This is a genomic window from Nocardia sp. NPDC050412 (assembly GCF_044458825.1).
GTDB lineage: Bacteria > Actinomycetota > Actinomycetes > Mycobacteriales > Mycobacteriaceae > Nocardia.
The window spans coordinates 406,002-432,027 of sequence record NZ_JBITIJ010000004.1 but is presented as its reverse complement, the minus strand read 5'-3'; the positions used below and the strand labels follow the sequence as shown (position 1 = coordinate 432,027).

Genomic DNA, 26,026 nt, shown 5'->3' with positions numbered 1-26,026 from the left:
CTGGTCGGGCTGCCCACGGCGGACCGATAGAACTCAGTCGACCGCCAATGCCTCCACGATCGGCATCCGTGCCGCACGCAATGCAGGCGGAATCGATCCGAGCAGCGCCAATGCCAATGCGGCGGTGCCGTACACCAGCAGCATCGGGCTCGGCTGGTACGTGATATCGATTGTCAGCGCATGCCCGACCGCGACGGTCGCCAGATACTGGATGGCCGCGCCGGCCGCTAGACCTAGTGCCGCGCCGATGAATCCGATGCCGACGGCCTCGGCGAGCACCGAGCGCAGCAGGAATTTGCGGCTGGTGCCCATGGCGCGCAGCACGCCGAGTTCGCGGCGGCGTTCCAGAACCGAGAGCATCAGGGTGTTCAGTAATGCCACGGTGGCCACCAGCACCACGATCCACAGGATGGCGTAACTGATCGCCGATCCCTGCCGCAGACTGGAGGAGATGGCGACTACCGCTTGCGCGCCGGTGTCGACGTGGATATCCGCGGGCACCACGCGCCGCACGGCGGCCTGTACCGCGGACTTGTCCACACCCGGTTGGAAATGCACCGCGAGCACGGTTTCGCCCGGTCGCTGGTACCACGCGCGCAACTGGTCGAGATTCATCACGACCACACCAGAGATGGCTGAGATGTACGGGATCACGTCCAGTACCCGCACGGTGTGATTGCCGGTGGGGGTCGGCAGGGTCAATTCGGCACCGGCGCTGACGCCGAGCGATCGCGCGACATCCCGCGAGATAGCTACTCCTCCTCCGGCGGCCAAGTGGGCCATGACTTCGCGACTCACCGAGCCCGTCTCGGATTCGTCCGCTTCGCTCGGATAGCCCTGCAGCATCACCCGCCCGGTGCCGAGAGTGGCGAAGGCCATCTGCGCGGGCCCGACCTCCTCGACCCCGGGCACCTCGGCGATCTTCTCGCGTAACCCACTGGGCAGCAACGGACCCGTCGGGAACTGCTCCATCGAGCTGGTACTGACGAACAGATCGGTGTCGCTGAAGCCCGCGAAGGATGCGGTGGCCGAATCGACCATATTGCGCGAGCCCCCGCCCATCGCGACGGTGGCGGATACGCCGATCATCACCGTCATCGCGGTGGCCCACACTCGACGCGGTGCGCGTTCGAGGGTGGTGGCCCCGAGCGTGCCCGGTGCGCCGAAGCGTCCGGCGATCGCCGCGGCGGCCCGCACGATCGGTCCGGTGGCGGTGAAACACAGTGTGACCGCTCCGGCGAACGACATCGAGATCGACGCCAGCGACAGGCGTCCCAGATCGGCCTCGGCAATGACGATCGCGCCGACGATCAGGCCGACGCCGAGCACTATCGAGGTCCAGCGCAGCGCGGCACTCGTCGAATCGGTGCGCGCCACCCCCACTGGCACCAGCGCCTCGATCGGTTCGACCTTGTATACCTGCCGCGCCGCGATGGCGGCCGCCAGCACACTGGCCACCACACAGGCGCCGATCGCCATCGGAATCGCGTACCCGGGCACCATGTATTCGGTGCGCGCCTCCACCGATTGCATGATGGCGGTGGGAAGTTTGTCGATCGCGACGCCACCCATGGCGGCACCGACCACCGAGCCACCGACTCCGCCGAGCACGCCGAGCAGCGCCGCCTCGACCAGCAGATCACGCACCATCGGCCCGCGCTTGCCACCGATCGCCCGCAGCATGGACAACACCGGCCTGCGTTGCGCGACGGCCATACTCATCGCGTTGTAGATCAGGAATGCCGAAACGATCAGGGCAGCCGCCGAGGCCATGAGCGTCGAGTACCGCACGATCTGAATGGCCCCACCGGCCTGTGCGGTGCGCAGCCCGGGATCGGCGACCACGGCCCGGCCGTCGACCACCTTGGTGAGCGTCTCGCGCAATTGGTCGACATCGGTGCCATTCGCCGCGATGATCTGAATCGAGTCCAGCCGCCCGACGCGGTCGGTGAGTTTCTGCGCGAGCCCGAGCGGGGCGGCAATGATATGGCCGCCGTTGAGTTGCTGGGAGGCCTTTTTGTCGAGAACCGCTGCGACGGTGACGGTTCCGGAGCCGAGCGGGAATTGTTCACCCTCGGCGCGTGCCATCCCGGATCCGACCAGGACACCGTTCGGCACGGTGAGCAACTTGCTCGCCTGCGCGGCCATCGGCCCGCCCAGATCGCTGCCGAGTGCGGTAATGCTGGTGTCGGCGCCGATCAACAGTGCCTTATCAGCGCCGGATCCGACCTGCGCGCGCAACATCGGCACCGCCTTGTCGACGCCGGGAGTGGTCGCGATCCGTTGCAGTTCTTGCTGATCGAAGCCCGCGTCGGTGATCCCGGTGACCTCCAGCACGGCCTTACCGCCGAGACTGCGGGTGAGCCGGTCCACCGAACCGGTGACCGAACCGGAGATGCTGAACACCGCGACCAGCAGCGATGCCGAAATGGACATCACCGTCAGTGACATGAGGGTGCGGCCGCGGTGGGCGAGCAGTTCACCGATATTGAACAGCCGCAGCCGATCCCATGCCGCGCCGATCATGCGCGCACCGGCCGCGTGGCGATATCGACCTTGTCGTTCGAGCCGATCTGCCCGTCGCGCAACGTGATCACCCGGTCGCAATATTCGATAGCACCCATATCGTGGGTCACCATAACCACCGAATTACCGTTGCCCGCGATATCGCCGAGCAGTTTCAAGATGGACGCACCGGTCTTGGAATCCAGGTTGCCGGTTGGTTCGTCGGCCAGGATCAGCGGCGGATCCATGATCAATGCCCGTGCCACCGCGACCCGTTGCATCTGACCGCCGGACAATTCGGCGGGCCGATGGGCGGCGCGCTCGCTCAGCCCGACCAGGTCGAGCAGTTCGAGTGCGCGCGGTTTTGCCTTGCGCAATCCGGTGCCGTCCAACAGTTTCGGAATCGCGACATTCTCCCAGGCGGTGAGGGTCGGCAGCAGATTGAAGAACTGGAAGATGAAACCCACGCGGTGGCGGCGGAATTCGGACTGCCGCTCGTCATCGAGGCCGCCGATCTCCTCGCCTTGGAAGCGGATCGACCCGGAGTCGGGGGTATCGAGTGCGCCGAGCAGATGCAGCAGCGTGCTCTTACCCGAGCCGGACGGTCCGATGATCGAGGTGAATTCACCGGATTCGATGCGCAGGCTGATGCCGTCCAGTGCGCGCACCGCCTGGTCACCGACGCGATATTCCTTGGTGATATCGGTCAGTTCCAGCATGGCCTGGTCCGACATGGCGGTCCCCACCCTCTTTCTCAACTATCCGATCTTGGATTGTGGCGCACCGCAGTGTCGCACCGGTGCGTTATCGTGCCATCGCCTCGGCTGCCTGAACTCGGCGGCGACGTTGCGCGTCCAGGACGGCTCGCAGGACCGGTTGTTCGGCGGCGAGTTCGAGATAGGCCTCCACCGCAGATTGGCCCTGCACCAGCGCCTGCTCCAATTTCGCGTCGAGATGGATATTCCACCGATATCGCAACGCGAGCAAGAGGCCCTCTGGTCCGCCGAACAACCGGTCCAGTTCTGGGATCTCCGCGAACAGGTCGGGACTTGCCGGATCGATCGCCGCGCGGGTGAGCACGGTGTGCACGATCTCGGTTCGACGGTGATGATCTTCCCATCCATTGCGACTGTTCGGTCGCTCGAAATGTTCGCCGTAGCGATTGTTCGCAGGCCGCTCGAAATGATCGGACATCGCATATGTCCTTCCGTGATTTGGTAGATCTCACGCTACGGACGGCGAAATACGGTGTCTTCGTGCCAGGGACGCGAATCGATCTCCTACCGGGGTAGGAGCCGAGGCCCGCTCTGAGCACGAGGCTCCGGCTCCGACCTGGTGTCGCTGGAGACCGAGTACTGGCCGGGTTCGTGCTGCGCGAGCGTCGGCCGGGTTGTCGGACGCGACGATCAGCTCGGATGTGAACCACATCGAGCAGACGCGAGCGTGGTCAGGTCGGCGCGGTCGCGGTGCCGGCGCGCTTTGTCAACGGATATTAAAGATTTTTCGGTAATTCGAAAGGCCGCCGCTACGTCGGCCTGGAGCCGGCCCAATCCTCGCGCCGCCACCAACAGCACCGAATCCGCAGAACAGGACACCACGTGCACAGCATTCACTGCCCGACCGACAACCGGATCAGCGGTGACCGCCCTGATACAGCACGCCTCGGCGGGCTTGACCGGATCGGCTCGGATCGATACCGTCGCGACCCACGATTCGATGGCGAAAAATCTTCGCTGCTCGCTATCTCTGACCCCGGAAAGTCGTTCATGGTGACCAACAATCCGATCGCGGACAGGCACACGACCGAGCCTGGCAAGGGTTGGTATGGAACGGCGGCGAAGCTCGCCGGGTTACATGATCTGACAGCCCGGTCCAGATCCCCTGGAACGCCGCGTGCAGTTGCCAGGCAACGTTCACGTGGCAAGAAGACTGCCAGGGAACGCATTGCGCTTCTGCTCGATCCTGGTTCCTTCGTCGAACTCGATGCCTTCGCACGGAACCATTCGACCGATTCGGATGTCGACGACCATCCGAACGGCGACGGCGTGATCATCGGCCATGGCACCGTGGATGGCAGGCCGCTTGTGGTGTTCGCCCAGGACTTCACCGTCTTCGGTGGCACGCTCGGAAAGGTGCATGGCGAAAAGATCTGCAAGATCCTCGATCTGGCCGCCAAGGCGGGTTGTCCAGTGGTGGGCATCAACGATGGAGCTGGTGGGCGAATCCAGGAGGGGGTGGTCGCGCAGGCGCTCTATGGTGAGATCTTTTTCCGGAACGTCAGCATGTCGGGTGTCGTTCCGCAGATTTCGATCATCATGGGCCCGTGCGCTGGAGGCGCGGCGTACTCGCCCGCGCTCACCGATTTCGTCGTGATGGTGGACAAGACATCACATATGTTCGTCACCGGCCCCGATGTACTGGCCGTCGCCGTGGGCGAGCGGGTGGAGCTCGAGGAACTCGGCGGCGCTCAGGTGCACAACTCTCGTTCTGGCAATGCGCACTATCTCGCTGAGGACGAGGAAGACGCGATCGATTATGTGCGGGATCTGTTGTCCTACCTACCAGGCAACAACTACAGTCTCCCGCCCGTCTATGCCGCGGGGAAGAGCCGGGCCGGGTCCACGCTGGATTCGCTGGTCCCCGACTCCGCAAACCAGCCGTATGACATGTACGCGGTGGTCGATGCCATCGTGGACGATGGCGACTTCCTCGAAGTACAGCAACTGTTCGCACCGAACATCATCTGCGGTCTGGGCAGGATCAACGGGACTTCGGTCGGGATCGTGGCAAATCAGCCACTGAAATCCGCCGGATGTCTGGACATAGACGCATCGGAGAAAGCCGCGAGATTCGTGCGCACCTGCGACGCATTCAATATCCCGATCGTCACACTGGTCGACGTACCCGGATTCCTGCCCGGCTCCGACCAGGAATGGAATGGCATCATCCGACGTGGTGCGAAACTGCTGTACGCCTACGCGGAGGCCACGGTTCCGAAGATCACCACGATTATTCGTAAGGCTTATGGCGGAGCGTACGTTGTCATGGGCTCCAAGCACCTGCGCGCGGATATCTGCTTCGCCTGGCCGACCGCCGAGATCGCCGTGATGGGCGCGGCGGCCGCAGGAAATATTCTGCACCGCGACCAAATCATCGACGCAGCGGATCCCGAAGCTGTTCGCAGCAAGCTGATCGACGAATACGACCAAACCCATTGCACGCCTTATCGAGCCGCTGAACGCGGATATGTCGATGCGGTGATCGCGCCGTCCGAGACGCGGCCGAATATTGCAGCCGCACTTTCCATCATGAACGACAAGCGCGAGCCATCGCATCCGAAGCGGCACGGAAATATACCACTGTAGAGAAACCCCCCTTGTTGCGCCGGTACCAGTCGGAGTAGTTGTTTGAAAGGAAATGCCGATGGTGATCGGTGACATCGCACATCTGCTGATGGACGAGCCGCGGCGACTGGACGAACCTATCGCGGTCGTTGGGATGGCCTGCCGCATGCCGGGTTCGGTCGAGTCGCCGGACGATCTTTGGCGGCTGCTCATCGAGAAGCGGGACCCGGTGCGTGAGGGACCCTTCGACCGGTGGGACGTCGACGCCTTCTACGACCCCGATCGAGAGGTGCGAGGCCGCTCCAACACTCGTTGGTCGGCCACACTCGACGACATCACCGGCTTCGACGCCGCATTCTTCGGTATCTCTCCCGCGGAGGCCGCGTCGATGGACCCGCAGCATCGGCTGCTGCTGGAAGCCTCTTGGGAAGCACTGGAACACGCCGGCATCCCACCACGCGACGTCGCGGGATCCCAGGGTGGTGTGTTCGTCGGACTGTGGAGCCAGGACAACTCCGTCCGCCTCGGCACGCACTACGACGCGATCGATGCCTATGCCGCGACCATCGGAAATGTGCACTGCACCGCGGCAGGGCGGGTCTCTTATGTTCTCGGGTTGCACGGCCCCTGTGTCGCCATCGACACCGCCTGCTCGTCATCGCTGGTCGCTACCCATCTGGCCGTTCAGAGCCTGCGAACCGGGGAATCCGATTTCGCGCTGGCCGGTGGTGCGAACATCATGCTGACCCCGGAGTTCATGCTCTCCGGAACGCAGTGGGGGATGTTCTCACCCACCGGGCGCTGTCATGCTTTCGACTCTCGCGCTGATGGTCTGGTGCGCAGTGAGGGCGTCGGAATCGTTGTTCTCAAACGGCTTTCGGACGCGCAACGTGACGGTGACCGGGTGCTCGCGGTCATTCGCGGCTCCGCGATCAACCAGGACGGACGATCGCAGGGACTCGTTCACCCTTCCGAAGATGCCCAGCGCATGGTCTACGCTGCCGCGGTCGCACAGGCGGGCATCGATCCCGGCCTGGTGGGGCTGGTGGAGACCCACGGCCCTGGGACCCAGGTCGGCGATCCGATCGAATTCCGCGCGCTGACGCCGATCTACGGCAGCGGCGCGGGACGATGCGCGCTGGGTTCGGTGAAATCGAATATCGGCCATCTGGAATCGGCCTCGGGGATCGCGGGCTTCATCAAAGCCGTTCTCGCGCTCCAACACGGTGTCATCCCGCCGAATCTGCACTTCCAGCAGTGGAATCCGAAAATCTCTCCGGACGGCACCCGCTTCTTCGTGCCAACCGAGCCGACCGAGTGGCCGGTGGACGCGCCGACGCGGCTGGCAGCAGTGTCGTCGTTCGGATTCAGCGGCACCAACGCTCACATTGTTCTGGAGCAGTACACGGGCCCGTTCACCGCCGAGACGGCGACCGACTCCACACCGCGTCCGGTCTTGGTGCCGCTCTCGGCGACGGCGCCCGGGATGCTCGGTGCGACCGCCGCGCGGCTGTCCCGCTGGCTCACCGACAACCGCGACGGGGTCGAACTGGGCGATGTGGTGCATACGCTCGCGGCGCGACGTTCGCATCACCGGTCTCGGACGGGTGTGGTTGCCGAGTCCGTGGACGAGCTCATCGACGGGCTGGACCGAGTCGCCGCGGGCGATGACCAGGACGATTCGCTCGGCGACACTGTTCGCGCAACCGCCGCCGAAGGGGCGGTGTGGGTGTTCTCTGGGCAGGGTTCGCAGTGGGCGGGTATGGGACGTCGACTGCTCGACGAGGATCCGGTCTTCGCCGCGACGATCGCCGAACTGGAGCCACTAGTAGCCGCGGAGGCCGGCTTCTCGGTGTCCGAGACGCTGGGCGCCCCGACGGTGGTCACCGAGATCGACCGCGTGCAGGTCGCCCTGTTCGCCACCCAGGTGGCGCTCGCCGCGGTGTGGCGGTCCCTTGGTCTGCGACCGGCGGCGGTACTCGGGCATTCGATGGGCGAGGTGTCAGCCGCGGTCGTCTGCGGTGCCCTGTCCATACCGGACGGCGTGCGAGTCAGCTGCCGCCGCGCCGCCCAGCTGGTTCCATTGGCGGGCACCGGTGCCATGGCATCGGTGGACCTTCCACACCAGGAGGTGGAGGAGGAACTGCGTCGGGCCGCCGACGTTACGGTGGCGGTCATCTCGTCACCGCGTGCCACCGTGATCGCGGGCGGCCCGGAACCGGTGCGACAGATTGTCGAGGACTGGCAGCGGCGTGGGCTGATGGCCAGATTCGTCGCGTCCGACGTGGCGGCACACGGACCGCATCTGGACCCCTACGCTCCTCAGCTGATCGAAGCGCTCTCCGATATCCGGCCTAAACGGCCCACTGTGCCGTTCTACTCCACCGTCACCGACGATCCGCGGCAAACCGTGCTGTTCGACGGCGCTTACTGGGCGGATAATTTGCGCAAACCGGTCCGGTTTGCCCATGCGGTGCAGGCGGCCGCCGAGGATGGGCATGCCGTATTCCTCGAAGTCTCGGTACACCCCTTAGTCGGACACGCGATGCGTGAGACCCTGCAGGAGATCGACGTCGATGCGGTTGTCACGCATACCATTCGCCGCGACAACGACGATTTGCGCACCATCACCGGCCAGCTGGCCCGTCTGTACCGCGTCGGTGTTCCCATCGACTTCGGCCGGCGTCATGGGCGCGGAACCCTCGTCGCAGCGCCGGCGACCACATGGAACAGGATCCGCCACTGGATCGATCTGCCGCTGCCGCACCCGGCGCGACAGGTGGCGGATGAGATTCGGCCACCGCTGCTCGGTATACACACAGTCGTCCCCGAGGCCGGGCGCAGGCATCTGTGGCAGGTCGATGTGGGTACCGGGGCACAAGCATGGCTCGCCGATCATCGAGTAGAAGGCGTCACGGTACTGCCGGGAGCGGTGTACTGCGAGACGGCACTGGCAGCCGGAATCGAATTCTTCGACTGCGCCGTAGAGCATGTACAGCTGTCCGACATCAGATTCGTCCGGCTACTGCCGGTGCGCGAACACACCACGCTCCACACCTCGCTCAGTCCACGCGGCGATCACACCGCGATCGTGGAGATGCTCAGCAAGGGTGATGGCGACGACGAGTGGATCACCCACGCGACCGCCGAGTTGCGGTACCTGCCTCAGGGGATCGGTTTCGAGCCGGTCGATCCCGCTGCCCTGGATGCGCTCTATCCCGAGCAGATCGACGTCGAGGGCAGCTATGCGGAACTTCGCGCGGACGGCTACCACCATGGCCCAGCGTTTGCCGGACTGGAGAGTCTGCGCCGCGCCGGGGACGGGAGGATGCTCGCGCGTGTCGCTGTGCCGCCCGCCGCCCGTGCCCTCGCCGGCCCGGTGAGCCTGCACCCGGTCCTGTTCGATGCCTGCCTGCAGACTCTGCTCATCTCGGCAGTCGCTGCCACCGGCAGTGCGGGTACCAGGATGCTGTTCCCAGTGGGTGTCGGATCACTGCGGGTCTACGCCGCAACCAGTGCGGCAGCATATTGCGAGGCGGCACTTGTTTCGGCTTCGGCGGACGGCGCGATCGGTCAGCTGCGAATATTCGCGGCGGACGGCTCCGTTCTGGCCGAGGCAACCAACGTGCGGTTCGCGCCAATGGAGCGGAAGACACCCACCCGCGGGCACGAGCGATTGTTCCATGAGATCCGGTGGACATCTGTGCCGCTGGAAGGGACAGCCAGTGCACGCGGGACATGGCTGCTACTCGGTGACGACGACAACCCACTGTCGGCGGCTCTGTCTGCCGAACTGACCGCGTCCGGAGCGACCGCGACACTGCTGAACGCCCGAGCGTCGGGTACGTCGTCGCCCGCGCCAGCAGTGACGAGCGCGCTCACCTCCGTGACGGACGTCGTCTTCTTCGCGACATCATCGGCTTCGGCAGCGCCGGATCTCGCGGACTTGTGCCGTGACGAGGTGATGCGTCTGATCGATCTGACCGTGCTGTTGTCCGAGTCCGAGACCGGCACACCTCGGCTGTGGATCATTACTCGAGGTGCGCAGGCGATCGCCGGACACGAGGTGCCTACCCTCGGGCACGCTGGGTTGCGCGGTGTGAGCCGGGTGGCGATGTGCGAGCACCCGGGTCTGCGCACGACCTTGATCGACGTGGAGCCGGGCACAAGCGACCTGCGCGATCTCGTCGCCGAGCTGTTCGCCGACGGTCCCGACGACGAGATCGTATGGCGAGGCGGACAACGCTGGGCGGCTCGGCTGGTCAACGTTCGGATCAGCGACGAAACCTGGCGAACACGGCCACAGCGGATCCAGCGGTACGGTCGTGACCGGATCTCGCTCGACATCGCTCGCGCGGGTGATCTGGACACGATCGGCGTAGTCGCCCGACCGCGTCGCGCCCCGGGGCACGGTGAGGTCGAGATCCGGACCACGGCCATCGGCCTGAATTTCGCCGACGTCATGCACATGCTCGACATGTTCCCCGACCTGCACGGCACCTCCGGCCGACTCGGCCTGGAATGCGCCGGTGTCATCACCGATATCGGTCCTGGAGTGCGCCACGTGCGGGTCGGCGATCGGGTCATGGCATTCCACGACGGCACGGCCGACACTTTTGTCACCATGCCCGCGGAAGTTGTTGTTCCCGTGCCCGAAGCGATGACCGACATTCAGGCGGCCGGGGTGCCCGCCGCCTACCTGACCGCCTGGTACGCGCTGACCCGGATCGCCCGCCTCGGTGCCGGCGAGCGAATCCTCATCCACGCGGGCACCGGTGGAGTCGGCTTGGCCGCGATCGCCATCGCGCGCTCGCTCGGCGCGGAAGTACTCGCCACGGCGGGCAGCGATCGCAAGCGCTCCCACCTCCGCGAACTCGGCGTGCAGCACGTGATGGACTCCCGGTCACTGGACTTCGTCGACCAGACCCGCGCTGCCACCGGCGGCGAAGGAGTGGACGTCGTGCTGAATTCGCTATCCGGACCCGCACTCTTCGCGGGGCTGGAAGTGCTGAATCTCGGCGGGCGATTCCTCGAGATCGGCAAACGCGATATCTACGCCAACGCCAAGTTGGGACTGCTGGCGTTGCGCCGCAACGTCACGGTGGCCGCCGTAGATCTGGCCGTCCTCGGACGAGAACGGCGGCCTCTGATCCGGGATCTGTTGAACGAACTGGTGCGGGAGTTCACCGCTGGTCGTATCGACCCGCCGACCTGTACCGAATTTCCGTTCACCGAGGCGGCCACCGCATTGCGATATATGGCGGCCGCCAAGCACATCGGCAAGCTGATCCTGACGGTTCCGCAAGAGGGTGAGATCGAGGTCGCGGCTCCGGAGGGCAGCACGCCGGTCGTCCGCGAAGGCGCGAGCTACGTCGTCACTGGCGGGCTCGGCGGGCTCGGCCTGGAAATCACCCGTTGGCTCGCCGACCGCGGCGCCGCCCGGATCGTGCTCAATGGCAGATCGGCGCCTTCCGAATCGGCTGTCGCCGTGCTTGCCGACATTCGCGCAGCGGGTACGCAGATCGAGATCGTCCGCGGCGACATCGCCGAACCTGGTGTCGCCGAACGACTCGTCACGGCGGCAACGGCGGACGGGCGGCGTTTGTCCGGGGTACTGCACGCGGCGACGGTCCTCGATGACAGTGCTCTGAGCCAGCTGAGTGCCGACCGGCTCGACCGGGTATGGAGGCCGAAGGCGACCGGCGCGTGGCGGTTGCACGAGGCAACGTGTGAGCTACCGCTCGACTGGTTCGTGCTGTTCTCCTCGGTGGCTTCGCTTCTCGGCAGCCCGGGACAGGGCAACTATGCCGCCGCGAACGACTGGCTCGACTCTTTCGCCAGATGGCGACGGGCGCGTGGGCTGCCAGCACAAGCCATCAACTGGGGCGTGTGGGGAGAGGCCGGCCGGGCAACGGAGCTGGGCCAGCACGGGTACGCGGCGTTCGGTACCGCCGAGGGTCTGCGCTGCCTGGCGGATCTGATCGACCACGAGCGGACCAATGCGGGCGTCTTCATCTACGACCCCGAACACTGGTTCCACGCTTCTCCCGGTGCGGCCGAATCTCCGTTCTTCGCCGACATGCCGGAGCGAGCGGCGGGGGAATCCGACGTGAGCAGCAACGACGGCATCAACTCCCGGCTGCGGACCGCCGCGCCCGATGAGCGGATCCGGCTCGCGCTGAGCTACCTCGGTGTGTGCATGCAGACAATACTCGGACTCGGCAGTGTCTCGGTCGACTCGAAGACGGTGCTGTCCGACCTCGGATTCGACTCGCTGACTGCGCTCCAGTTGCGCAACCGGCTCGAAGCGGACCTGCAGGTGAAGATCCCCGCCACCATCGTGTGGACGCATCCCAGTGCGGGCGAGCTGGTCGACTATCTCCTGGAACGCCTCGATCTGGAGGCGGGGACGGACGATGAGCAGACGCATGCCGTTCCTACCGACACCGTCGTCGCGGCCGGACGCTGGTTCAAGACGTTTGCGCCACGGCCCGACGCCGCGACACGGTTGTTCTGCTTCCCACACGCTGGAGGTTCGGCATCGACCTACCTGCCGTGGAGTGATCTGCTTCCCGAGCATGTCGAGTTGCACGCCGTCCAATTGCCTGGACGCGAAGACAGGGCCGACGAGGAACCACGGCGCGATCTGTTCGCACTGGCTGAAGAACTCGCGGCAATGATCGCGGCGGACCCGGATCGTCGTCCGTTCGCATTCTTCGGGCACAGCGGCGGTAGCCTGCTCGCGTTCGAGACCGCTCGTGCGCTGTGGGTTGGCCACACCATCACTCCGGTGACGCTCGGGATTTCGGCCGTACCGGCACCCGACGGCCCAGGAATGGCCCAACTGTCGGAACGCCTTTTCCGTCACCCGAGTCCGGAGGCTCTGGAGGCGTTGGCCTTCATACCGCAGGAAATCAGGCAGGAACCCAGTCTGCTCGAACGAGCCACACAGGCCTTGGGCTACGACTACACCATGTACCGCGGTTATCAATACACTGCCGCATCGGTTCCGCTCGACTGCCCTGTTGTGCTGTTCACCGGCGACGATGACCCGCTCTGCAAGCCCGAGCATCTGGCGGGATGGGATAAGCAGACGACCGGTCCCGTAACAACCTACGTCTACCAAGGGGATCACTTCTATCTCCGAAACCACCTCCCGGAATTGATCGAACAGCTGACGAAAACGTTCGAACGACAATCCCGCTCCACAGCCGGGCCATCCGGGCATAGCTGTTCCGGCGTTCGGTAGATCTCACGCCCACGGCGAAATTCGGTGTCTTCGTGCCAGGGACGCGAATCGATCTCCTACCGCGGTAGGAGCCGCTGCCCGCTCCGAGCACGATGCACCGGCCCCGACCTGGCGGTTAGCCTTGCAGGATGGATGTGACCCACGCCATCGGCTCGTCGGCGGGCGCCCAACCGGCGATACCGTTCCGCGAGAGTGGGCGCGTCCGGGATCGGTTCGTGGCTTTCGTACGCAATCCGGTCGCGGTCTTGCGTCGCAATCTCGAAGAGTTGCCGTTCGACTACCCGCCGTCGGTGATGATCAGCGCCGATGCGGCCCTGCTCGTGGTCGGTGTCGGCGCGATCGTCCAGCGGCACGAATATTTTCCGACCGCGCTGCCGATTCTGGCGCTCATCCTGGTCTTCGGCTCGGTGCCGCTGTTCTGCTTCTTCGGTGTGACACCGAGCCCGATCCTGCTCGCGGTCTCCGGTCTGGTCGCGACGGCCATAATGCTCACCCAGCCGGTATCTTCGGACTTCTCCCCGTTCATCCTGGTGGTGATGGTCGGCGAGGTCGCGGCCATTGTGCGAAAACGTTTCAGCGCATTGTTCGCGGTGATCGCGGTGCTCGAGTTGATGGCCTTCGATGCGGCCGGTCACCTGGTGTGGAGCGTGACGGGTCAGCGGTTGCAGGGGCTGCAGATGTACATCGTCGGGATCGCACTCGGCTGGCTGGTCGGCGTCATGCTGCAGTATCAGCGCAAATTTCTCTATCAGGAACGCCAGAGCCAGCGGATCCGGGCCGAACGTGCCGCCGACGCGGAACGCAGCCGGATCGCGCGCGAGGTGCACGATGTCATCGCGCATTCGCTGAGCATCACCCTGCTGCATCTCACCGCCGCCCGGCACGCACTGCAGACCGACCGCGACGTGGACGAAGCGGTGGACGCGCTGGTCGACGCCGAGCGACTCGGCAGACAGGCCATGGCCGATATCCGCCGCACCATCGGCCTGCTCGATGCCCGGCCGTCCAAACTTGTTCCGGAGCCCGGAATCCGCGATATCGATGACCTGGTCGGCGACTTCGCCGGAGCCGGATTGGATGTTCGCTACACCCGTACCGAGGATTTGTCCGCGGTATCCGCGGCGGTCGGGCTCGCGCTCTATCGGATCGGCCAGGAGTCCCTGGCCAATGTGATCAAACATGCGCCCGGCGCGACCGCGACCGTGCTGTTGGAGGTGGACTCGTCGGTGGCCCGGCTCATCGTGAACAACTCGCTGCCCAGGGGATTGCCGCCGGATCTCGGCGATGGGATGGGACTGTCCGGTATGCGCCAGCGCGCCGAACTGCTCGGCGGCCGCATCAAGACCGGGCCCTACGACGACGGCTGGATGGTGCGAGCCGAATTCCCACTGAGCGGCGCGCGGGCCTGGTCGATGTCGTGCGGGCTGCCCGACGTGATCCACGGAGCCGCGAGTGCGGTGCGTGACATGCGGCGCGACGGTGCGCTGGGGGAGGGCGCGTGACGACAGGGGCTGCGGCCGGTGGCGAAGCGCCGGTCACCGTGCTGGTCGTCGACGATCAGGAACTCGTCCGCGGCGGGCTGCGGCGCATTCTGCGGCGGCGTGACGGTTTCGTGGTCACCGAATGCGCCGACGGCGATGAGGTGCCCGCCGCGATCGCGGCCAACCGGCCCGATGTCGTGCTGATGGATCTGCGCATGAAGCGCGTCGGCGGCATCGACGCGACCCGCATGCTGCGTGCGCGAGACGGTGCACCGCCGGTGCTGGTGCTCACCACCTTCGACGACGACCAACTGCTGTCAGGCGCGCTGCGCGCCGGGGCGGCCGGATTCATTCTGAAGGATTCGCCCGCGGAGGATCTCATCCGGGCGGTCCGCACGGTCGCCGTCGGCGGAGCGTGGCTGGACCCGTCGGTCACCGGTCGCGTGCTCTCGGCATACCGGACGGTTCGTCCCGCCGTAACCCGCGACGACAGCCGACTCGCCGAACTCACGGCGCGCGAGTACGAGGTACTAGAATTGATCGGCCGCGGCCGCGTCAATGCTGAGATCGCACGCGACCTCAGCATCTCGGAAGTCACCGTCAAGAGCCATGTCGGACATATATTCGGCAAACTGGAGCTGCGGGACCGGGCCGCCGCGATCGTGTTTGCGTTTGACCACGGGGTGGTTGCACCAGGACAATCCACGGGTTGACGGGCAGCCGGATCGCGCATACCCGGAGCTGGTGATGGGCGATCTTTGCCCGGGATGTGGAGGAATGACGGGGTGGACGGACCTGGATGGAGAGTCGGCAGTCGTTTCGGGCCGTATGAGCTCCGAGCGCTGCTCGGCAAAGGGGGTATGGGCGAGGTTTACGAGGCGTACGACACGGTGAAGGACCGCGTGGTCGCGGTCAAACTGCTGTCCGATGAACTCGCCAGGGACCCGATCTACCAGGTGCGCTTCCGGCGCGAATCGCAGGCGGCCGCCCGCCTGGCCGAACCGCACATCATCCCGATCCACGACTGGGGCGTGATCGACGGTGTGCTGTTCATCGATATGCGGCTGGTGCCCGGCACCGACCTGCGCGAAATACTGCGCGATCAGGGGCCGATGAGCGCCGAGCGCGCGATCGGCATCATCGAGCAGATCGCGGCGGGCCTGGACGCCGCGCACGCCGACGGTCTCGTGCACCGCGATGTGAAACCGGCCAATATCTTGGTCACCGAGGCGGACTTCGCCTATCTGGTCGACTTCGGCATCGCCCACACCGAGGGCGACAGCACGATGACCCAGGCGGGCACGGCCATCGGTTCCTACACCTATATGGCCCCGGAGCGGTTCGATTCCGGACCGGTGACCGGTCGCGCCGATATCTACTCCCTCGCTTGTGTTCTGCACGAATGCCTCACCGGGGCAACACCGTTCCCGGCCGGAAGCATGAGTGTGCTGATCCGGTCACATCTCACCGAACCGCCGCCGCGACCGAGCGTGCAACGACCGGGAGTGCCCGCGGCGATGGACGAGGTGATCGCCCGCGGCATGGCCAAGGAGGCGGCCGATCGTTTCCCGACCGCGACCGATCTGGCGCGCGCGGCCAGGGCCGCACTCGGCACCGCACCCGCCGCCAATATGCCGACCTTGATCGTGCGGCCGCCCGATCCCTCGCGCGGGCCGTCGGATCAGGCTGTGGTGCACCGCAGTCCGGCGACGCCCGCGGAGTCGACGGGAACGATTCCCGCGGTCATCCATCCAACCGCGCCGACGGTGGTCTCGCCCGCGGATCTGCAGTTCACGCCGTTGCCGCCGCAGCCGCCCGCCGGTCCGCCGGTCCGGACGCCCGGGGTCGGTCGGCAGGTGCGGCCGTTTCCCGATGCGCATTTGTACGAGGAGTCCCCGCCGGAGTTTCCGCAGGACTTGCCGTTGCCGCGGTACGCGGGTGATCCGGCGGCACCGCCGACTCAGCGGTTTCCGGAACAACCGCAGTATTCGGAGCCGTCGCAGGCCGAGCAGACTCAGCGGTATCCGGAATCGCACTACCCAGAGGGCCGGTACCCGGCGCGGGAGTATCCGGAACAGTATGGCGCGCAACAGGATTCGTCTGCTCCGGAGACGCGCCGGGTCCCGTTGCCGCAACCCTTCTCCGGCGCACCGCCATTCGAGCCGCCGCGCGGTCCCGCCCATGCGGCGCCGAACCCCTACCGGCCCTCGCCGCAACCGGCCGAATACTCGCCGCAGGCCCATGTCGCGCCCGACTACGAAGACGATTACTACGCGCAGGATCCCGCCGCGGATCCGTATCGGCAGGAGCGATCGGTCCTGTTGCCGATCATGGTCACCGTCTTCGTCATCGTGGTGCTCGCGGTCGGCGGTGCCATCGGCTGGCAGGTGCTCGGCTCCGGTAAATCCGAGGATTCGAATGTTCAGGCGGGTGCGCGGGTGACCACGACGGCCGCCACCGGCGGTTCGACGACATCGCCGTCGACCTCGACCACCAAGGCCGCGCCCACCTCGGTCACCCTGCCCGCCGGCGCGACGAACTGCACGAACGGCAAACCCGTTTCAGGCAGCTTCACCCAATCGGCCACCGGATCCTCGGTCACCAGTTGCGGTTTCGCGGAAGCCGTCCGCAAGGCCTACGCCGAATCCGCAGCCACGAACGTCTCACGCTCATCGCGCTCAGTGGTCGCGACAAGTCCCGTCACCGGCCGCACCTACACCATGAACTGCGTCGCGGACGGACAATTGGTCACCTGCACCGGCGGTGAAAACGCGGTGGTCTACGTCTACTGACACAGCAACCGCGGCGAACACGAAATGAGTTCGTGTCCATAGGATTTGGCCGAAATGCTGTTATAGAAACGCTTGATGAGCGGCTACTTACAGTGCATTGACTGCCGTGGGCGGCGACCGTTGGACGTCATCACCGGCGGGATCTTCACCGACGTCGATCCGGAGACGCGCCGCCCCGACCGGCGGGTACCGCCGATGGCCGGTACCGCCGCGATCGGGGCGGTTGTGCAACTGCTGGCCACCGCCATCGAGGAGGGCCGTGACCTGTCCTCGATGAGCGGCGTCCTGGCCGAGCGCTCCTATCGTCTGCTGCCGGCCTGACGGCCCGGCCTCACTTCAGGTGCCGCGCGAAGAACCGGTTCCCGTCGTCCCCCTCGAACTGCGGGACGCCGGTGTGCCCGCCCATATTGGCGTGCAGCGTCTTCTCCTTGGAGCCGAAGGCGTCGAACAGGTCCAGGGCCAGTTGCCGGTCGTTTCCTTCGTCGTCCCACTGCAGCAGGACCTGCAGCGGAATGGTGACCTGCCGGGCCTCCTCGAACATGGTGCGGGGCACGAAACTCCCGGCGAACAGAAGGGCGGCCGAGATGCGCGGCTCGACCACCGCCAGCCGGATGCCGATGGCGATCACCCCTCCCGAGTACCCGACCGGGCCGCCGATCTCGGGCAACGAAAGGAGGGCGTCCAGGACGGCCCGCCATTCCGGGACCGCCTTTTCGACCAGCGGAAGGACGAGCCGGTCGACGATCTCGTCGTCGACCGGCTCGCCGGCCTGCAGCGCCCGGCGCAGGTCGGCGCGGGCCTGCTCGGCGGCGGCGGAACGGGGCCGGTCACCGCTCCCGGGGAGCTCGATGGTGGCCGTGGCGTAGCCCTCCGCCGCGGCGTGCCGGGCCCGGGCCACCAGTCGCGGGTACATCATGTGCAGTCCGCCGGGGTGGCCGACCAGGATCAGCGGCGCCGGGGCGGATGCGGATCCGGGCGTCCACAGGATGCCGGGGATCTCGCCGAGAGTGAATTCGCGTTCGCGGACGCCGTCGTCGAGGCGCTGTTCAGAAGTGAATTGCATGGTCTTGCCTTTCGGGAGTGCTCTCGAGCGGCGCTCCCGGACGACCTATCGCCCGACCGTGACCCCAGAGGGGAGCACCCATGTAGATACTGCGTTCACGGGTACCACCTCCTCGTTCTCTGGCACGGCTTCCGGAAGGCTAGCAGTGGCCGGCCATGGTCCGCCAACGGGTTTTTGCGGTGGCGCTGGCTCCGTCCCAGGGACAGAGCGGCCACAACGGGCCGCGTGACGAAGGAGGATCAGCGTTCCTATGCGCTCGGGCCCGGGATTCGGATCCGACGGTGCTGCGCCACAACCGGTTCCCGACCCGAAGCTCTACAGGTGAAACTCTCGATGGCGATGGTGCCCGCGGCGGTCGCAGCAGTGCGGTCTATCGATGTGACACCATGACGGCGACTGCGTTTGCCCCCTGGCCTCGCCACGACAGGAGCCCGACCATGCCACGTATTGCCACCGCCGACCGGGTCGAACGAGCCGAACTGCTGGAATTCCTGCGTACCCGCCACCGCGGCGTCCTGGTTACGAGCCGCGGCGACGGCCGCCCGCAATTGTCGCCGGTAACCTGCGGGATTGATCCCGAGGGCCGCATCGTGGTGTCGACCTACCCGACCCGCGCCAAGGTCGGCAACGCGCGACGCGACCCGCGCGTGTCGATCTGCGTGCTGTCCGACGACTGGAACGGCCCCTATGTGCAGGTCGATGGTCGCGCCGGGGTCCTGGACATGCCGGAAGCCCTCGACGGTCTCGTCGAGTACTTTCGCGCTATCTCCGGCGAACATCCGGACTGGGCTGAGTACCGCGAGGCCATGGCACGGCAGAACAAGTCGCTGTTGCGCATAGATATCGAACGCTGGGGACCTATTGCGACGGGCGGCTTCCCGCCCGAACTCGCGGACTGAGACGGTCGATCACTGCCTGGCCTTCGTACCACATCACCCGCAGTTGGGCCGGTGTGGTCGGTACCCGACACATATCTCCGCCTATCGCACGGCAGCCGGAATGCAGGTCGACTCGTTCGATCAGCGCGGGAAGCGACAGTAGCGGGTGTTCGGTGCTGCAGTGGAACGGATAGAGCCCAGTCGGGTTCGAGATCTGGGCAGGCTTCAATCTGCGTGCGAGAACACCGCCACCAGAAAGTCGGACTCCTCGGTAAATGGACGTAGATCCCACGTCGATAGCCGCAAATCCACCGTGAGTCCGGCGTCCTCGGCGTCTGCCAGGAACTGCGGGAACTCGTAACCACGATCGGCGCCGAAACCCACAACCACCCGTCCGGCTGGGGCGAGATGGCGGGCGAACCCGGCCAGCACCGCCTCCCGGGTGGACGGCGCCAGAAATGTCATCACGTTCCCCGCACACACGATGACATCGAAGTCGCCGGCCACCCCGCGCCCCGGCAAGTCCAATTCGGCGAGATCACCGACTATCCAGGTCGGACCGGGATAGTCCTGCTCCGCCGCAGCGATCAACACCGGGTCGACGTCGACGCCGACTACGACGTGGCCAGCTCGGTGCAGGTAGGCACCCACACGCCCCGGACCGCATCCTGCGTCCAGGACTCGGCCACTGCGGTCGAGCATCGCGTCCACCAGCCGCGCCTCCCCGACAATATCCGTGCCTTCGGCCGCCATTGCTCGGAATCGCTCCACGTACCACGTCGAATGCGCAGGGTCAGCAGCAGTGAGCTCTTCCCACTGGCTGGGGGTACGTCCGCTCATGGTCTGTTCCTCTTCGCTCGGGCCCGCCACTGGTTCACTGTGCCACCGCCGTGCCGATAGTGAGCGCGCGGCATGATGATGCCCGACGCCGATGCAGCCCGGCCATCGACACCGGACTTCAGGCGGATAACGGCGACCAGGCTTCTGAGCACTCTGGTTACTGCATTTCCGGACGTTGGTTGGGCAGGTTCGTTTACGCTGCGGCGCGAGCACTCCCATTGCGGCACAGCATATTCCGGCCGATGCCAGCACGCGGAGAACCGGAGGTCGGTTCGGTGGGCATGGTGGGCGTTGCGAGCCGCAGCCGAGGCGTCGGCCCCGGGCCGACGGTTGGTCGGCTGCCGACATCAGTTGCGCTCCAACGCTTCCGGTCGCGGTTTGTAGAGGAGGTCCGAGCGGATTCGTCGAGCAGTCGCATGCAAGCTCCAGTCGGCTCCCATGCGCAGTTCGTCCACGAAGGGCAGTGGTTGCCAGCCGCGGTACCACGAGCGCATGTCGGCGACCGTGAACTCGGCTGCTTGTGGTCGTGTGTGGTGACGCCGTGCAGTTTCTTCGAAGGCCAGGTCCCACGCGTAGAAGTGTGATCGGAACGCACGATGCTGTAGCCGCTCGAGCATCCGTCCGTATCGGTCGGCGTCGAGGATGCCCTCGAGTCCCCACGCAGGACAACCAGTTGCCCGCTGAGTTCACCATCCCCGTCCACATCCTCAGTGTCTCAACGACACGAGCCGCTATCTCAACCTGGACGCCACCATTCTCCGGCTCGAGGCCCGCGGCCGGTGCCGGGCAGCGACTTGACGAAGCTGAATCGGCCGTGCACACTGCTCTCATTAGAGAGCGATGCTCTCGGCGACTCGTGGGAGAACGGACATGCAGGAAGTCTGGAAATGGGCCAACCTCACGCTGGCATTCGGGATGGAGTTGGTCGCGCTCGGGGCGCTGGGACTGTGGGGCTGGAAGACCGCCACTGTGACTCCGGTCAAGCTCGTATTGGCTGTGGGCGTGCCACTTCTCGCGGCGCTGGTCTGGGGCCTGTTCGCGGCGCCGCATGCGACATTCGACAACCCACTGCTCGCGATCGTCACCAAGGTCGTGGTTTTCGGCAGCGCTGCGGTCGGACTGTGGGCCGTGAGCTACCGAGCGGTCGCGGTCGTATTCGTCGCCGTCCTGGTAGCGAATCTGTTGGCGATCAGGTTTGGGCATCTGAACTTGTGAGCACGCCGCGTGATGTACGGAGTTCAGGAGATCTTTGCGGACGGATGCGGTGACCAGCGCGGAACCGGTTGTCTCGGTGCTCGATCAAACGGCGGCTCTGTCCTCTGCGGCGGGCAAGCTGTTCAGCAGCGTGCGCACCATGGTGGGTACCTGGACGTCGAGTTCTGTGGGTATCGGCCGGTCGGCTGTCAGATATCGCCGAACCGCGGCGTATGGCAGGTCGGCAATGGTGAGAAGGATCGTTGCCGTGGACACCCCGGTTTCGGCGCGTAACGAGTGGACGAGTCCGCGGATGGCGGCATCCCACCGGGCTGTTTCGGCGGCGCGTTCCTCACGCGCGGTGGCGGGCCAGCTCTGGGGAGTGAGGTGGTGAACACCTGCGAGCAGGACCTGTGCGTCGAGCGGGTTGCTCCGGCACCACTGCACGATGTGGCCTGTGATCGCGGCGGCGGCCTCGACCGGATCGTCCTCGTCGAACAGGACGTAGGCGTCCTGGTGTAGGTGCCCGACGGCCCTGTTCCACAGGGCGGCGAGCAATGAGGGCCGATCGGCGAAGCGATGGTAGACCGAACCGCTCGGTGCACCGGATTCCCGGATCACCCCGGACATCGTGACGCCGGCGGGTCCCTGCGTAGCCAGCAGCCGCGCGGCAGCGTCGAGAATCGCCGCGGTGTCGTGTACGAATCTCACCACGCTGTAGAGAATACTCTCCAGACATCGTTGTAGAGTGAAGTCTCTACAACAATGAGAGGCCAACCATGACCATCACCGCCGAGGACGTCTACCAACTCGCTCCGTTCGTTCGCACTCTCGGAGTGGAGTTCTCGGAACTCACACCCTCCGCGGTCGCCGCCCGCCTGACCCACACCGTCGCGCTGTCGACAACAGGGGGTGGCCTGCACGGCGGTGCCCTGATGGGGTTGGCCGATGCGGCTGCCGCGGTCTGTGCCGCCCTGAATTCCGCCCCGGGGGCACTGCCCGCGACGACCGATTCGACAACGCATTTTCTTCGTCCGGTCCGCGGAGCGGCGCATGCGGTCGCCGCGCCGATCCGCGTCAGCCGCACCGCGGTGGTGGTGGGTGTGCAAATCGCGGACGAATCCGGCGAGCTGTGCGTCCATGTGATCCAAACTGTGCAGACACGCGTTCCGCACGCGGCCGCCTGAAACCGCTGTCAGATGCGGGAGCAGGACCGCCAACGGTCCAAGATCAGAACACCGGCGACATGAGCTATCTGACGGCAGCCGCTCTGAGGAGCCCCTCCGCCGTGGGGCTGTCGGTCACGAGGGTGTTCACGTAGCCGGCGCGAGCCGCCACGAGGATTGAATCCACCTTGTCTCGGCCGATGGCCACGCCGATTGTGTGCGGAATGCGCGGGAGATCCTCCAGTGGGATGGCGATGAGGCGCTCGAACCCACTGGACTCGATCGGCGCTCCGTCGGGTCCGTATGGGCGGGCGCAGATGTCACCGACGGCGTGCTCGAGCGTTGCCTCCCGCGCCGAGATGACGCTCGGCAGCGACGATCGGTGCAGCGGTGGAGCACCGATCCCGAGTAGTGCGGCGCGCGCGGACCGCCACAGTTGCTGGACCCGTTGGATCTGTGGGTCGCTCATCAACGCTTCGTGCAGGGTCGGGCTCGGCATGGCGGGGGTGTACAGCATGACGGGGACTCCGCCGACTCGCAGCGCCAGCGCCCGCGTGATCTCGTTCGACTGGTAGTGCGCCTCCGGCTCTTCGATACCGCCGACTGTCGGGCACAGGACGACGCCGGGCAGCGGTGGGAGATCGTGCCGCGCGACTGCGAATACCGTTGCGCCGGTTGACACTAGAAGGGTGTCTCCGGGGCGCAGTTGCGATTCGGTGAGCGCGTCGGCGACGCGGGGAGCGAGCAGCGTCCCCAATTCGACGCCTGGGGACTCCGGTGTCACGTATGCCGCAGTTAGTCCGAGCGCCTGGCGGAGATCATGCTCGAGGTCGGTCAGCGCCCGCTTGTGCGGGTTACGGACTGTGACCTGGACGATGCCGGTCTCGCGCGCCTCGGCGAGGAGGCGACTCACGGTCGCACGGCTGGTGCCGATTTGGTGTGCGATCTCGGCCTGAGTCGCGTTGTCCAGGTAGTACAGCCGCGCCGCCTGGTACACCAGCCCGGGAGGAAACCGGCGGCGGGCGCCCGCATCGATACTCCCGGCTGCTCGGTCTCTCATCGGCATCCTCCTTCCGCGCGAATCAGTGTGCAGATGTTCAGAGTATTCGATCGGGTCTGAACATTTGTGCTGTACTTCTGTTCACTGATGTCTATAGTGACATGGAACACGCCTCCCTCGGGAGGCAGGCAGAAGGAGTCCCCCGTGACTGATCGACAACGCACCCGGTCAGCCGATTGCGCTGGTGACACAATGCAGGCAGTCGTGTGTCACGGTCCCGCTGATTACCGGCTGGAGAAGCTACCGGTCCCGTCGCGGAGGCCAGGAGAGGCACTCATCCGCGTTGAGGCCGTCGGCATTTGCGCGAGCGACCTGAAGTGCTACCACGGCGCATCGAAGTTCTGGGGTGACGAAAACCGGGCGGCATGGGCGGAGACGGAGGTCGTACCGGGGCATGAGATCACCGGGCGGATCGTCGAGCTCGACGATGCCGCTCGCGAGCGCTGGGGCGTCGAGGTCGGCGATCGCATCGTCGTCGAGCAGATCGTTCCGTGCTGGAACTGCCGCTACTGCGCCGAGGGCAACTACCACATGTGTCAGGTGCACGACATCTACGGCTTCAAGCGCGCAACCCACGGCGGCATGCAGGAGTACATGGTCATCACGCAGGGTTCTCTGGTCCACCGGATCAGCGCTGACATTCCCCCTGCGCACGCGGCCTTCGCGGAGCCGCTGTCTTGCGCACTCCACGCCGTCGAACGGGCCGACATCACGTTTTCCGATGTGGTTGTCGTCGCCGGGTGCGGGCCCATCGGCCTCGGCATGGTCGCGGGTGCGGCGGCGAAGTCTCCGGCCCAGGTCATTGCTCTGGACATGGAACCGCGCAAGCTGGAGCTTGCGGCGCGCGCCGGGGCCACGTTGACGATAGACATCAGCAAGCAAGATCCCGTTGCCCGCGTTCGAGAACTTACCGGTGGTTATGGCGCCGATGTCTACCTCGAGGCGACCGGGCACCCGTCGGCGGTGATCCAGGGTCTCAACCTGCTGCGCAAGCTCGGTCGCTTCATCGAATACAGCGTCTTCAAGGAGGCGGTGACCGTCGATTGGACGATCATCAGCGATGACAAGGAACTCGACGTGCGCGGCGCCCATCTAGGACCGAACTGCTGGCCTGCTGCGATCCGGCTCATCGAGGGCGGCAAGCTCCCGCTCGACGACATCTGCACCCACCAGCTGCCGATTGCGGAGTTCGCGCGCGGACTCGACCTCGTCGCATCGGGTAAGGAGTCGATCAAGGTCTCACTCATTCCCTGATCGGTCGGCTCAGGCTGACGGAAACGATCGGCTCGCGACTGGCCGAACCATGGTCGCCCACTGCCACCCGGACATCTCATCAGATCGGAAAAGACATCGTTATGAACGTTACCAAGACGACCCGGGCTGCCATTGTCCTCGCTATTGCCCTCACCCTGCCGCTCGCGGCGTGTAGCTCGGGTAAGAACGCCAAAACCGCTACCGGCGGTATCGATGGCGCGAAGGTCGCCTTCCTCATGCCGGACCAGGCATCGACCCGGTATGAGCAGCACGATGCGCCGGGCTTCAAGGCTGCGCTCAGCAAGTTGTGCGCGAGCTGTACGGCGCTCTACAACAACGCCAACGCTGACGCAGCCAAGCAGCAGCAGCAGTTCGACGCCGCCATCTCGCAGGGCGTCAAGGCCATCGTGATCGATCCGGTCGACTCCACCGCCGCGGCCTCGATGGTGTCACGTGCTCAGGCGAGGGGAATCAAGGTCGTTGCCTACGATCGGCCCATCCCGGACGCGAAGGTCGATTACTACGTTTCCTTCGATAACGAGGCCATCGGCAAGGCGATCGCCGAATCGCTCGTCAAGCACATGAAGGACACCGGCGTCCCGACCGACAAGGGGATCCTGGAGGTCAACGGCTCACCGACCGACGCGGCAGCAGGTTTGATCAAGAAGGGCATCCACGAAGGCCTCGCCAGCGGCGGGTATGCGACGCTCGCCGAGTACGACACCCCTGACTGGGAGCCGACCGCTGCTCAGCAGTGGGTCGCGGGCCAGGTCTCGCGGTTCGGGGGTCAGATCGGTGGGATCGTCGCGGCCAACGACGGGACGGCCGGTGGTGCCATTGCCGCGTTGAAGGCCGCGAACGTCAAGCCTATCCCGCCGGTTACCGGCAACGACGCAACCAATGCCGGGCTCCAACTCGTGATCTCGGGTGACCAGTACAACACGATCTCCAAGCCGAGCGAGATAGTTGCTACCGCGGCAGCTGAAGTCGTCGTCGATCTCGTCGAGGGCAAGCAGGTCGAGGCCGTCGGCGGCGGCAACCTCACAACCATCTTCAAGGCCCCGACCATGCTCTTCGTGCCGAAGGTCGTCACACGGGACAACTTGAAGGCTGACATCGTCGACGCCAAGATCAACACCGCGGCGGAGCTGTGTACTGGTGCCTATGCCACCGGATGCACCGCACTGGGGATCTCCTGAA

At 65.7% G+C, this 26,026-nt stretch carries 18 protein-coding genes; 11 read left to right on the top strand and 7 right to left on the bottom strand.

Annotated elements, in window-relative coordinates; translation table 11 throughout:
- Nucleotides 1-33: 33 nt before the first annotated feature.
- The 3 genes from ACIBI6_RS13440 to ACIBI6_RS13430 all read right to left on the bottom strand — a co-directional run bounded on the left by ACIBI6_RS13440 (nt 34) and on the right by ACIBI6_RS13430 (nt 3,699).
- Nucleotides 34-2,526: an FtsX-like permease family protein gene (locus ACIBI6_RS13440; protein WP_364357848.1), complete on the bottom strand. Its 2,493-nt coding sequence runs from the start codon at nt 2,524-2,526 to the stop codon at nt 34-36.
- Complete coding sequence (locus tag ACIBI6_RS13435; RefSeq protein WP_396956492.1) at nt 2,523-3,239, bottom strand: ABC transporter ATP-binding protein; 717 nt, start codon at nt 3,237-3,239, stop codon at nt 2,523-2,525. Before ACIBI6_RS13435 ends, ACIBI6_RS13440 begins: the two co-directional genes overlap by 4 nt.
- A 70-nt stretch (nt 3,240-3,309) precedes the next feature.
- Nucleotides 3,310-3,699, bottom strand: coding sequence for a hypothetical protein (locus ACIBI6_RS13430; protein ID WP_364357851.1), 390 nt, complete (start codon nt 3,697-3,699; stop codon nt 3,310-3,312).
- 575 nt (nt 3,700-4,274) lie between these two features.
- Here ACIBI6_RS13430 and ACIBI6_RS13425 point away from each other — a divergent pair.
- The 6 genes from ACIBI6_RS13425 to ACIBI6_RS13400 all read left to right on the top strand — a co-directional run bounded on the left by ACIBI6_RS13425 (nt 4,275) and on the right by ACIBI6_RS13400 (nt 17,692).
- Nucleotides 4,275-5,870 carry an acyl-CoA carboxylase subunit beta gene (locus ACIBI6_RS13425; protein WP_364357854.1) on the top strand — a complete coding sequence of 532 codons (1,596 nt, stop codon included), beginning with the start codon at nt 4,275-4,277 and terminating at the stop codon, nt 5,868-5,870.
- 58 nt (nt 5,871-5,928) lie between these two features.
- The gene (locus tag ACIBI6_RS13420) at nt 5,929-13,098 is read left to right on the top strand and encodes an SDR family NAD(P)-dependent oxidoreductase (protein WP_396956269.1); all 7,170 of its coding nucleotides are present in this window, start codon (nt 5,929-5,931) and stop codon (nt 13,096-13,098) included.
- A gap of 128 nt (nt 13,099-13,226) precedes the next feature.
- Complete coding sequence (locus tag ACIBI6_RS13415) at nt 13,227-14,600, top strand: sensor histidine kinase (protein WP_396956268.1); 1,374 nt, start codon at nt 13,227-13,229, stop codon at nt 14,598-14,600.
- A gap of 38 nt (nt 14,601-14,638) precedes the next feature.
- A complete protein-coding gene (locus ACIBI6_RS13410) occupies nt 14,639-15,292 on the top strand; it encodes a response regulator transcription factor (RefSeq protein ID WP_364357916.1) in 654 nt (217 codons plus the stop codon).
- 54 nt (nt 15,293-15,346) lie between these two features.
- A complete protein-coding gene (locus tag ACIBI6_RS13405; protein WP_396956267.1) occupies nt 15,347-17,371 on the top strand; it encodes a protein kinase in 2,025 nt (674 codons plus the stop codon).
- 75 nt (nt 17,372-17,446) lie between these two features.
- Nucleotides 17,447-17,692, top strand: coding sequence for a hypothetical protein (locus ACIBI6_RS13400; protein WP_396956265.1), 246 nt, complete (start codon nt 17,447-17,449; stop codon nt 17,690-17,692).
- A gap of 10 nt (nt 17,693-17,702) precedes the next feature.
- Here the strand turns inward: ACIBI6_RS13400 and ACIBI6_RS13395 are convergent, their stop codons facing one another.
- Complete coding sequence (locus ACIBI6_RS13395) at nt 17,703-18,434, bottom strand: alpha/beta hydrolase (RefSeq protein ID WP_396956264.1); 732 nt, start codon at nt 18,432-18,434, stop codon at nt 17,703-17,705.
- A gap of 437 nt (nt 18,435-18,871) precedes the next feature.
- On the opposite strand from ACIBI6_RS13395, the gene ACIBI6_RS13390 reads away from it, so the two are divergent.
- Nucleotides 18,872-19,333, top strand: a complete 462-nt coding sequence (locus ACIBI6_RS13390) for a PPOX class F420-dependent oxidoreductase (RefSeq protein WP_364357872.1) — start codon at nt 18,872-18,874, stop codon at nt 19,331-19,333.
- Between the two features lie 204 nt (nt 19,334-19,537).
- Here the strand turns inward: ACIBI6_RS13390 and ACIBI6_RS13385 are convergent, their stop codons facing one another.
- Nucleotides 19,538-20,152 (bottom strand): class I SAM-dependent methyltransferase, encoded by a 615-nt coding sequence (locus tag ACIBI6_RS13385; RefSeq protein ID WP_396956263.1) that lies wholly within the window; start codon nt 20,150-20,152, stop codon nt 19,538-19,540.
- An 870-nt stretch (nt 20,153-21,022) separates the two neighbouring features.
- On the opposite strand from ACIBI6_RS13385, the gene ACIBI6_RS13380 reads away from it, so the two are divergent.
- Nucleotides 21,023-21,367, top strand: a complete 345-nt coding sequence (locus ACIBI6_RS13380) for a YrdB family protein (RefSeq protein ID WP_364357881.1) — start codon at nt 21,023-21,025, stop codon at nt 21,365-21,367.
- An 84-nt stretch (nt 21,368-21,451) separates the two neighbouring features.
- Here ACIBI6_RS13380 and ACIBI6_RS13375 read toward each other — a convergent pair whose 3' ends face one another.
- A complete protein-coding gene (locus tag ACIBI6_RS13375) occupies nt 21,452-22,060 on the bottom strand; it encodes a TetR/AcrR family transcriptional regulator (protein WP_396956262.1) in 609 nt (202 codons plus the stop codon).
- A gap of 65 nt (nt 22,061-22,125) precedes the next feature.
- Between ACIBI6_RS13375 and ACIBI6_RS13370 the strand changes: the two genes are divergently transcribed.
- A complete protein-coding gene (locus ACIBI6_RS13370; RefSeq protein ID WP_396956261.1) occupies nt 22,126-22,533 on the top strand; it encodes a PaaI family thioesterase in 408 nt (135 codons plus the stop codon).
- A gap of 64 nt (nt 22,534-22,597) precedes the next feature.
- Here the strand turns inward: ACIBI6_RS13370 and ACIBI6_RS13365 are convergent, their stop codons facing one another.
- Complete coding sequence (locus ACIBI6_RS13365; RefSeq protein WP_396956260.1) at nt 22,598-23,572, bottom strand: sugar-binding transcriptional regulator; 975 nt, start codon at nt 23,570-23,572, stop codon at nt 22,598-22,600.
- 192 nt (nt 23,573-23,764) lie between these two features.
- Between ACIBI6_RS13365 and ACIBI6_RS13360 the strand changes: the two genes are divergently transcribed.
- Complete coding sequence (locus ACIBI6_RS13360; protein WP_364357919.1) at nt 23,765-24,826, top strand: alcohol dehydrogenase catalytic domain-containing protein; 1,062 nt, start codon at nt 23,765-23,767, stop codon at nt 24,824-24,826.
- A gap of 101 nt (nt 24,827-24,927) precedes the next feature.
- Nucleotides 24,928-26,025 carry a substrate-binding domain-containing protein gene (locus ACIBI6_RS13355; RefSeq protein WP_364357893.1) on the top strand — a complete coding sequence of 366 codons (1,098 nt, stop codon included), beginning with the start codon at nt 24,928-24,930 and terminating at the stop codon, nt 26,023-26,025.
- Nucleotide 26,026 lies beyond the last annotated feature (1 nt).

Excerpts from the sequence above, each read along its gene's own strand:
- ACIBI6_RS13440 (WP_364357848.1), bottom strand. The coding sequence starts at position 2,526 with ATGATCGGCGCGGCATGGGATCGGCTGCGGCTGTTCAATATCGGTGAA.
- ACIBI6_RS13435 (WP_396956492.1), bottom strand. The coding sequence starts at position 3,239 with ATGTCGGACCAGGCCATGCTGGAACTGACCGATATCACCAAGGAATAT.
- ACIBI6_RS13430 (WP_364357851.1), bottom strand. The coding sequence starts at position 3,699 with ATGTCCGATCATTTCGAGCGGCCTGCGAACAATCGCTACGGCGAACAT.
- ACIBI6_RS13420 (WP_396956269.1), top strand. The coding sequence starts at position 5,929 with ATGGTGATCGGTGACATCGCACATCTGCTGATGGACGAGCCGCGGCGA.
- ACIBI6_RS13415 (WP_396956268.1), top strand. The coding sequence starts at position 13,227 with ATGGATGTGACCCACGCCATCGGCTCGTCGGCGGGCGCCCAACCGGCG.
- ACIBI6_RS13405 (WP_396956267.1), top strand. The coding sequence starts at position 15,347 with ATGTGGAGGAATGACGGGGTGGACGGACCTGGATGGAGAGTCGGCAGT.
- ACIBI6_RS13400 (WP_396956265.1), top strand. The coding sequence starts at position 17,447 with ATGAGCGGCTACTTACAGTGCATTGACTGCCGTGGGCGGCGACCGTTG.
- ACIBI6_RS13395 (WP_396956264.1), bottom strand. The coding sequence starts at position 18,434 with ATGCAATTCACTTCTGAACAGCGCCTCGACGACGGCGTCCGCGAACGC.
- ACIBI6_RS13390 (WP_364357872.1), top strand. The coding sequence starts at position 18,872 with ATGCCACGTATTGCCACCGCCGACCGGGTCGAACGAGCCGAACTGCTG.
- ACIBI6_RS13385 (WP_396956263.1), bottom strand. The coding sequence starts at position 20,152 with ATGAGCGGACGTACCCCCAGCCAGTGGGAAGAGCTCACTGCTGCTGAC.
- ACIBI6_RS13380 (WP_364357881.1), top strand. The coding sequence starts at position 21,023 with ATGCAGGAAGTCTGGAAATGGGCCAACCTCACGCTGGCATTCGGGATG.
- ACIBI6_RS13370 (WP_396956261.1), top strand. The coding sequence starts at position 22,126 with ATGACCATCACCGCCGAGGACGTCTACCAACTCGCTCCGTTCGTTCGC.
- ACIBI6_RS13365 (WP_396956260.1), bottom strand. The coding sequence starts at position 23,572 with ATGAGAGACCGAGCAGCCGGGAGTATCGATGCGGGCGCCCGCCGCCGG.
- ACIBI6_RS13360 (WP_364357919.1), top strand. The coding sequence starts at position 23,765 with ATGCAGGCAGTCGTGTGTCACGGTCCCGCTGATTACCGGCTGGAGAAG.
- ACIBI6_RS13355 (WP_364357893.1), top strand. The coding sequence starts at position 24,928 with ATGAACGTTACCAAGACGACCCGGGCTGCCATTGTCCTCGCTATTGCC.